The sequence below is a fragment of the Bacteroidota bacterium genome (assembly GCA_005882315.1).
Classification (GTDB): domain Bacteria; phylum Bacteroidota; class Bacteroidia; order Chitinophagales; family Chitinophagaceae; genus VBAR01.
This window is the reverse complement of the sequence record VBAR01000004.1, coordinates 160,397-169,506: the sequence shown is the minus strand read 5'-3', so window position 1 is coordinate 169,506 and position 9,110 is coordinate 160,397. Positions and strand designations below refer to the sequence as shown.

The 9,110-nt window shown below is 39.6% G+C and carries 6 protein-coding genes and 3 tRNA genes; 3 read left to right on the top strand and 6 right to left on the bottom strand.

The annotated features are described in order from the left end of the window. The 6 genes from E6H07_17690 to E6H07_17665 form a co-directional block, all read right to left on the bottom strand. Positions 1-3,366 (bottom strand): hypothetical protein (locus E6H07_17690; protein ID TMI62086.1); only part of this gene is annotated, 3,366 nt, incomplete at its 3' end. An 810-nt stretch (positions 3,367-4,176) separates the two neighbouring features. Then, positions 4,177-4,260 (bottom strand) — tRNA-Leu (locus tag E6H07_17685). Positions 4,261-4,362: 102 nt separating this feature from the next. Continuing rightward, positions 4,363-4,448 (bottom strand) — tRNA-Leu (locus E6H07_17680). Positions 4,449-4,514: 66 nt separating this feature from the next. After that, a tRNA-Gly gene (locus E6H07_17675) sits at positions 4,515-4,587 on the bottom strand. 86 nt (positions 4,588-4,673) lie between these two features. Beyond that, entirely contained in the window at positions 4,674-4,892 is a 219-nt protein-coding gene (locus E6H07_17670; GenBank protein ID TMI62085.1) for a hypothetical protein, read from the bottom strand. A gap of 49 nt (positions 4,893-4,941) precedes the next feature. After that, complete coding sequence (locus E6H07_17665) at positions 4,942-6,003, bottom strand: glycosyltransferase family 2 protein (protein ID TMI62099.1); 1,062 nt, start codon at positions 6,001-6,003, stop codon at positions 4,942-4,944. 125 nt (positions 6,004-6,128) lie between these two features. On the opposite strand from E6H07_17665, the gene E6H07_17660 reads away from it, so the two are divergent. Genes E6H07_17660 through E6H07_17650 form a run of 3 tightly spaced genes read left to right on the top strand, consistent with a single transcriptional unit; the run spans position 6,129 to position 9,109 of the window. Continuing rightward, the gene (locus E6H07_17660; GenBank protein TMI62084.1) at positions 6,129-7,277 is read left to right on the top strand and encodes a HAMP domain-containing histidine kinase; all 1,149 of its coding nucleotides are present in this window, start codon (positions 6,129-6,131) and stop codon (positions 7,275-7,277) included. Further along, positions 7,274-7,900: a hypothetical protein gene (locus E6H07_17655; GenBank protein TMI62083.1), complete on the top strand. Its 627-nt coding sequence runs from the start codon at positions 7,274-7,276 to the stop codon at positions 7,898-7,900. Before E6H07_17660 ends, E6H07_17655 begins: the two co-directional genes overlap by 4 nt. Before the next feature lie 30 nt (positions 7,901-7,930). Continuing rightward, positions 7,931-9,109: a DUF2130 domain-containing protein gene (locus E6H07_17650; protein TMI62082.1), complete on the top strand. Its 1,179-nt coding sequence runs from the start codon at positions 7,931-7,933 to the stop codon at positions 9,107-9,109. The last annotated feature ends 1 nt before the right edge of the window (position 9,110 follow it).

Below are 9,110 nucleotides of genomic sequence, written 5' to 3'. Positions count from 1 at the left end.
TACTGTTGTACCAGCAGGGAACGTTGCACTTAATGTTGCTGTCGCACCAGGACATAATGTTCCTATTGTTCCGAATACCGGAACTGGAACAGTTGATACTGTTATTGTAAATGAACCTGTGACAGGACAACCATTCACTGTTGCACTATAATTAACTGTATATACACCACCAGCAGCAGGCGCAGTAAATGTTGTTCCACTTACACCTGTACCACTCCATACAACACCTGTTACTGTTGTACCAGCAGAGAACGTTGCACTTAATGTTGCTGTCGCACCAGGACACAATGTTCCTATCATTCCGAATGTCGGAGCTGGAACAGTTGACACTGTTATTGTAAATGAACCTGTGACAGGACAACCATTCACTGTTGCACTATAGTTCACAGTATATGAACCACCAGCAGCAGGTGCAGTAAATGTTGTTCCACTCACACCCGTACCACTCCATACAACATTTGTTACTGTTGTACCAGCTGGGAAACTTGCACTTAATGTTGCAGTTCCACCAGGACACAATATTCCGATTGTACCAAATGTCGGAGCTGGTATTGTCGAAGGACTAACCGTTAATGGACCAATTGTTACCGGGCAGGAAACACATAGAGTTCCTGTGCTTGCAACAGTAGCTACAACACTATATGATCCAGCTGCAGATTGCGCACCAAAGCTGATTGCATTACCAGTTCCGGTAATAGCCGCACCTACATTCACACCATTAAGTTGCAATTGATAATTAATTCCCACCTGGGAGCCACTAAGCCCTAATATAACTGATCCTCCTCCCCCAGGACATAAACTGCCACTGGTAACTTGCAATGTAAAATTGCTGGCCGGAGTTCCTGCTACTATAATAGTCATTGAACCCGTAACTGGACAACCGTTCACAGTAGCACTGAAGTTTATTGTATAATTACCCGGAGTTGAAGGAGCAGTAAATGTATTTCCACTTACACCTGTTCCACTCCATATAATATTGGTAACTGTTGTACCCTCAGGGAAAATAGCATTAAGTAAAACACTAACACCGGGACAAAGTGTACCAACATTATTGAAAACTGGAGATAGTACGCTGGCTACAGTGATTGTGCGGGTAGCTGTCCTTGGACACCCGTTCACTATGGCACTAAAGTTCACTATATAAGTACCAGGAATAGTCGGTGCAGTAAATGTTGTTCCACTCACACCTGTACCACTCCATATAATATTTGTTATTGTTGTACCTGCAGGTAAAGTCACACTTAATGTTGCAGTTGCACCAAAGCACAAAGTTCCTATTGTATTAAACGTTATCGCAGGAGCATTAGCAACAGAGACCATCACCGTACCTGTAACAACGCAGCCATTTACAGTAGCACTGAAATTGACAGTATAGTTACCCACTTCAGCAGGTGCAGTAAATATATTACCAGTTACACCTGTACCACTCCATACAACATTTGTTACTGTTGTACCAGCTGGGAACGTTGCACTTAATGTTGCTGTCGCTCCAGGACATAATGTTCCTATTGTTCCGAATGTCGGAGCTGGTACAGTTGACACTGTTATTGTAAATGAACCTGTGACAGGACAACCATTCACTGTTGCACTATAATTAACTGTATACACACCACCGGCAGCAGGTGCAGTAAATGTTGTTCCACTTACACCTGTACCACTCCATACAACACCTGTTACTGTTGTACCAGCTGGGAAAGTTGCACTTAATGTTGCTGTCGCACCAGGACACAATGTTCCTATCATTCCGAATGTCGGAGCTGGTACAGTTGACACTGTTATTGTAAATGAACCTGTGACAGGACAACCATTCACTGTTGCACTATAATTAACTGTATATACACCACCAGCAGCAGGCGCAGTAAATGTTGTTCCACTTACACCTGTACCACTCCATACAACACCTGTTACTGTTGTACCAGCTGGGAAAGTTGCACTTAATGTTGCTGTCGCACCAGGACATAATGTTCCTATTGTTCCGAATACCGGGACTGGAACAGTTGATACTGTTATTGTAAATGATCCTGTGACAGGACAACCATTCACTGTTGCACTATAATTAACTGTATACATACCACCGGCAGCAGGGGCAGTAAATGTTGTTCCACTTACACCTGTACCACTCCATACTACATTTGTTACTGTTGTACCAGCTGGGAAAGTTGCACTCAATGTTGCTGTCGCACCAGGACAAAGTGTACCGATTGTGCCAAATGTTGGGGCCGGTACATTGGACGCAGCAATAACTGCTGTTGCAGATGTAACTGGTTCACAGCTTTCGAAAGTTATTCTTACAGAATAAGTACCTACGGCCAACCCGGTAAATGAAAGATTACCTGAAGTGTAAATTACTGCGGCACCAAATGCAACACCATTACGTAATAACTGGTATGTGACACCAGCCTGAGGATTGGTAACAGTTATCGTTCCAGTGGATGTTCCCGGACAAATTGCAACCGGAGTTCCTAATATTGGAGTCGTCAGTGGGCAGAGCTGTGTCGGACTCAATGTAAGAGTGGCTGAGCCCGGACAACCATTAGCATCTGTAACATTAACATTGAATGTAAAACTAGAAATGCCCGGAGCAACAGTGGCAACCGGAGTGATAGAAGAAGTATTATTAAATGAAACACCAGCTGTTGGTGAACTCCATGTGGCTGTAGCTGGGCTGGTTCCTCCGCCAATGTTGACACTTAATCCAACTGTTCGGTTAGTTGGAAATTGTGTCATATTTGATATGATGTTCACAGTTAATTGAGGACAGTCCATTAGACATCCTACACCCATACCGGCTAAAGTGCAAAGTCCACATCCCGTCCGACTGCCCGATTTATAGTAAGCATTTAGATTTCCTGTGCCCCAATTACCATGCAACACAAGACTATAATACCTTGGAGCACTACCTGAAGTGCCTCTATTAAACTTCAGGACAGGAGTATTTATGCACTGCTGACTATTATCAACATGCAGCCCCACATTCAATGAACTATGGGTATTGGGATCAGGGCTTGATCCGGTTCCCGCCCTGACGATACTTTCTTCGTTTAAAGCATCATTAGGATCGGGACATTGGTTGATGGAAAAACCCCAGTGACTTAAATCCTGCACGGTTCCATTGTTTCCATTTCCAGGATTAGGATTAACAACTCTCCATACAAATGTTGTTTGGTTCTCAGTCGCATTGTATGTTCTTGAAACCAATGAAATGTTATAAGCACATGTGCTTTGTGCTTGAATAGATAAATTAAAATTATTTTCTAAAAAAAAGAGGCATAGGAAGGTCAGCAGTTTCCAGGCTTTAAACTCATCGCACAATCTCATGTCCCATTTATGCTGAAAACAGTTTTTTGACATTGTAAAAGTCTTCATAACGTTTAGGTTTATATTGTAAATAAAAATGAAGTATAACCTCACTTGAAAATTATCGAGTAGAAATTTAGGGAGGGGATTTATTCGGACCGAACATCACACTATTGAGATTAGGCAATAGAATGCATGTGCAAGTCGATGACTTTGCCATAAGTGTATAACTTTGACTTAAAAAATAAGTAAGGATATGAGATAATCTAGGATAGGGATTGTCAGTGGAAACGACGATCGACACGAATACAAGAATGAGGCCGTGACAAGAAATTATTTAACATTTTTTTTATTTCAATTAACTCACTAACATTTCTTCACAATAATTAGGCAACACCTTTATATTGCTTACAGTATAATATAATTTTTTTAAAATAATTTTAATGTTTCGCTCACTTAACAACATCGATTTTATAACTGTAGAATTTTATCACCACTTCAACTTCTAATGATGAGAAAAATTTTCCATAAATTTTTTTTGCTACAATAAAATTTAGGTGATCAATCATGGTTGTTAAATCATCAGTGTGTACCCAATAGACTTTCCAATAAATTTGAAAATTATGTTATTGAAAAAAATCGCATTGATGTGGAAGTTAATTTTATTAGAATGCTGAAAGTGCTTTGCCGCGAAAGAACTAATACTTACTTAATCATTGCTTATGTAAAAAATAAAAATAGCTTCTGATCTTTCACAGAGCTTATCTGTGATTTCAATCGGAGAAATTTAATATCGAAGGGAAGTGAAGATTTGTGAACAACTCTAAACGAAAAAACTCTGCAATTTGCCTTGTAATAAAGCTTTGCAGAGTTATTCTGTGCCCAAGACTGGATTCGAACCAGCACACCCTTTCGGGCGCCACCACCTCAAAGTGGTGCGTCTACCAATTTCGCCACCTGGGCAAATTTTAAGAACTACTTCAAAGTGTTGGCGTTCTACCATCCCGATAGTTATCGGGATCGCCACCTGCAAACACAATGAGATGTATAAAAGAAGAAATGATGTACCCCAGACGGGAGTTGAACCCGTACAGGCATTACTGCCCACAGGATTTTAAGTCCTGCGTGTCTACCAATTCCACCACCGGGGTAAAAAAAAGAACTTGATACTGAAAAAAGAAAAAAAATCCACCAGTAGGCACTGATGGATTTTCCAGAGCGAAAGACCGGGCTCGAACCGGCCACCCCGACCTTGGCAAGGTCGTGCTCTACCAAATGAGCTACTTTCGCATGATCTGAACTGATGTTCAGAGACAAAGAACTAAAGGGCGGCAAAAATAAGCATTGAGCCCTTTCGAAAAAAATTTTAAACCCTCTTATTTATATTGGGGGGTGTACAGGCTACTTCCCTGAACTTTTACCACCGGCTTATCAAACCTTTTGGTATAAAGCATATAGCTGGCGCCAAATAAAAAAGCCACCAAAGTAAAAACAGACAGGTAGAAAATAAAGCCAGAAGCCGATACCCAGCTATGAGTAAAGTCTTTGTCCTGTACTTTTTTGAGTTCCTTGTGGAATTCGTCGTTATGAGCCATAATTCAGTTTTGTGCTGCAAAAATAATGGTTCAGGTCAAATTATAAATCTTATTTGCCAACAATCTCGCTGAAATATTTCTTCTTTTTTACAAAATGCGCCCAGACTACATTGCCCTGATAATAACCGGATAAGTTGGTATGTTTTGTAAACCCATGCCTGTTTTTCTTTCTGAGAAAAAGCCACCAACGAATAAAAGCAAAATGGGCTTTAATGATAGACCTGAAATACCCGGCATCACCAGACAATAATCCTTTTAATGCTGAAATATCATCCAAAGCAAATCTTAACCCTATAACAAATAAGGCCCTCCAGAATGGAAGATTTTTTGAAAGCATGATAAGGTTATTCCTGAAATTCAAAAACACTTTTAATGAATTGCCCTTTGGCAATGTGCCACCACCGACATGATACACTACAGATGATGGACAAGAATAAATTTTATGCCCGGCCAGTTGTATGCGCCAGCACAGATCAATTTCTTCCTGGTGAGCAAAAAAGAAATCATCAAACCCTTTTACTTCATGAAAAACATTTGCTCGGATAAATAACGCTGCGCCGCTTGCCCAGAAGATAGGTTCGCTTTTATCATATTGGCCATTGTCTTCCTCAAACACATCAAAGATCCTTCCCTTTGCAAAAGGGTAACCGTATTTATCCAGCCATCCCCCTGCCCCGCCGGCATATTCAAACAATTTCTTATTACTCCATGTAAGCAGCTTTGGCTGACAAGCAGCAATTGTTTTATCACTTTCCAATAGATCAACTAAAGGTTTTAAGGAACCCGGCAACAGTTCAACATCCGAGTTGAGGATAAAATAATAATCAGATTCTACTTGTTTCAATGCTTCGTTATAGCCTTTAGCAAAACCAAAGTTTTTTTCCAGGCGAATTATCCTGATTTGCGGATAACTGTTTTCAAGAAATAAAACTGAATCATCTGTAGAGCCATTATCAGCCACTACCACTTCAAAATTAGAATAAGCAGAAGCCAATACTGATGGAAGAAACTGTTCAAGAAATTTACGGCCATTCCAGTTCAGGATTACAACAGAAACTTTAGGTGATTGATTCAATTGAAGGGGTTTGGTTTTCAAAAATAAGGAGTTCAGTTCACAGTCAGCAGTAGACAATTGGCAATCAGTAAACTTAAGTTATTGATATGTCTTAGTGATTTAAACTACAGACTGTGAACTGTTAACTGCCGACTGACAGACTGTTTTCCCTAAATTCGTATATGTTTCAGCAATTACTAAACTGGAGAACCCTGGTGGCAATCATCGCCATCAGTATTGTTACCGGAACTATTTTTTATTCGCAGTACCTCGCAAAGAAAATTGCAAAAGAAGAACGCCAAAAAGTGGAGCAATGGGTTGAAGCCGGCCAATCTATATTGAATAACTCCGCCAGCACAGATACTAAACTTGCATCTCTAATATTGGTTGAGAATAAAACGATCCCTATCATTCAAACCAACGAAAAAGACAGCATCATTGAACATATCAATCTTGACTCATCAGAAGCATTGAGTAGATCTTATGTAGAACGAAAATTCAGGGAATTTAAATCTCAAAACTCACCGATCATTTGGATGGACCCGGTTGATTCAACCAGACATAATAACTATTACTACGGAGAATCAAAGCTGTTGAAAGAAGTCCGTTACTATCCTATTGTGCAGCTTGTGATCGTGGGCTTATTTATTATTATCACTTTACTTGCTTTGCGCAGCAGTTATCGTTCCACTCAAAACCAGGTATGGGCCGGTATGGCAAAAGAAACTGCACACCAATTAGGTACTCCCGTTTCTTCACTTGCAGGCTGGGTAGAAATGCTGAAAGAAAATCCTTCCAATGAGCATGTAGTAGCTGATCTGCAGAAAGATGTTGATCGCCTCCAATTGGTTACTGATCGCTTTGGAAAGATCGGAAGTACGCCACAGTTAGAAAAAAGAGATATAGTAGCACAGGTAAGGACAATGATGGATTATATGAAGAAACGTACAACCGGTAAGATCAATTTTATTTTGAATACACAGGGTAAAAAAGAAATATATGCTATGATATCCGGGCCGCTGTTTGATTGGGTGATTGAAAATCTGTTAAAGAATGCACTCGATTCGATGGAGGGCAAGGGCAATATTATTGTCGATATTTTTAATGAAGATAAAAAAACGATCATCGATGTGATTGATACAGGTAAAGGTATCAGCAAACAAAATTTCTCAAAAGTGTTCAAACCTGGTTTTACAACTAAAAAACGTGGTTGGGGACTTGGACTCAGTTTGTCAAAACGTATCGTTGAACAATTTCATAAAGGACGCATTTATGTAAAACAATCAGACCAAGGCAAAGGAACTACTTTCAGAATAGAATTAATTGCATGAAGCCATTACAAAAAATTTTAAGAGATCCGGCATTCTGGGCATTGATGGCATTTAACATCATCCTTATTGTTGAATATCGTGATGATCCGAACTATTATACAACGATCGTCTGGATATTCTGGATACAAAGTGTGATAATCGGCATTTTCAATTTCTTCGATATGCTCACTTTGCATAATGTAACTGAAAGTTTTACACTCAGTAATAAAGTGTCGAGCACTGGCGAATCAAAAGGCTGTCTTTCATTTTTCTTTCTTGTTCATTACGGCGGCTTTCATCTTGGATATCTCATTTTTTTATCTATTTCCTTTAAGTTCAGTGCTATTGATTTTTCTGTATTGAAATTCGCATTTCTGAGTTTGCTTGCATGTACACTGATCCAGTTCGTACAAAATAAAACAGTGTACCGAAACGTGCCACGGAGTATCACTAAAATGTTTTTTATTCCTTACCTGCGGATCGTACCAATGCATTTAACTATTCTATTACCGGAATTTTTGGACTGGCAACCGGGCCTGACATTTCTGATTCTCAAAACAGTTTTTGATCTGATCGGCCATCTTGCTACCACACCTTATTACTGGAAGGATAAAGCCCCGGAGCCTGAAGGAGGTTTTATTTAATCGCTTAACTTTATACCAATTGAAATAATTATGTCCAACGAAATAAAATGCCCGAGTTGCGGAACTGTATTTGAAGCCACTGATTCTATCCGGGATGAAGTGCAGAAAGAACTACGTGCAAAAATGCTTGATTGGCAAAACCAGAAGCAAAAAGAATTTGAAGCAGAAAAAGCAAAGTTGCAGAAGGAAACAGAAGAAGCCTTACGCAAAAATATTGCATCTGATTTTGAAGTAAGAATGCAACAGTTGCAGCAAACCAATAAAGACAACGAAGAAAAACTGAAAGAAGCCCGTCAGCAACAGGTTGAATTTTTAAAGAAAGAACAGGAACTGAAAAACAAGGAAGCAGAGCTTGAATTATCTGTTCAAAAAAAATTACAGGAAGAAAGAGAAAAACTTTCAATGGAAATAAGAAAGTTGGAGGAACAACGGATCACAGCTAAAGAAACTGAATTTCAACTGCAGTTAAGAGAGTTGCAAAAGCAATTGGACGACCAGAAAAAGCTTGCAGAAGAAATGCGACGAAAATCCGAACAAGGCTCAATGCAGTTACAAGGTGAAGTACAGGAATTGGCATTGGAAGAAATGTTGCGTTCAGCTTTTCCTTTTGATATGGTAAGTGAAGTCGGTAAAGGTATTCGTGGTGCTGATTGTATTCAAACAGTACGTAACAACCTTGGACAAGAATGCGGAAAAATAATTTATGAAAGTAAACGAACAACAAGTTTTAGCAATGATTGGATTGAAAAACTAAAAGCTGATATGCGCAACCAGGGAGCTGATGTGGCTGTCATAGTCACACAGGCAATGCCAAAAGATATGAACTCATTTGGTGAAAAAGAGGGAGTATGGATATGTTCATTCAGTGAAGTAAAAGCCGTGGTACATATGCTGCGTGATGGAGTGATAAAAATTTCTACCGCATTAAAAACACAGGATAATAAAGGCGATAAGATGAACCTGCTGTATAATTATCTCACCAGTTCAGAATTTGCCGAACAATGGAAAGCAATCCGTGAAGGATTTATGAATATGAAAATTTCCATCCAACGAGAAAGAGATGCAATGGAAAAATTGTGGAAGGCCAGGGAAAAACAATTGGAAAAAATTTTATTGAGTGCTGCACATGTACGTGGCTCCATCGAAGGCATCTCGGGTATGGATTCAGTGGATCTGAATTTGCTGGAGGAGGGAGAAGATGAAGGGTAAT

Bases quoted from the DNA above. Each gene is read 5' to 3' on its own strand.
- E6H07_17670 (TMI62085.1), bottom strand. From the start codon at position 4,892: ATGGCTCATAACGACGAATTCCACAAGGAACTCAAAAAAGTACAGGAC.
- E6H07_17660 (TMI62084.1), top strand. From the start codon at position 6,129: ATGTTTCAGCAATTACTAAACTGGAGAACCCTGGTGGCAATCATCGCC.
- E6H07_17655 (TMI62083.1), top strand. From the start codon at position 7,274: ATGAAGCCATTACAAAAAATTTTAAGAGATCCGGCATTCTGGGCATTG.
- E6H07_17650 (TMI62082.1), top strand. From the start codon at position 7,931: ATGTCCAACGAAATAAAATGCCCGAGTTGCGGAACTGTATTTGAAGCC.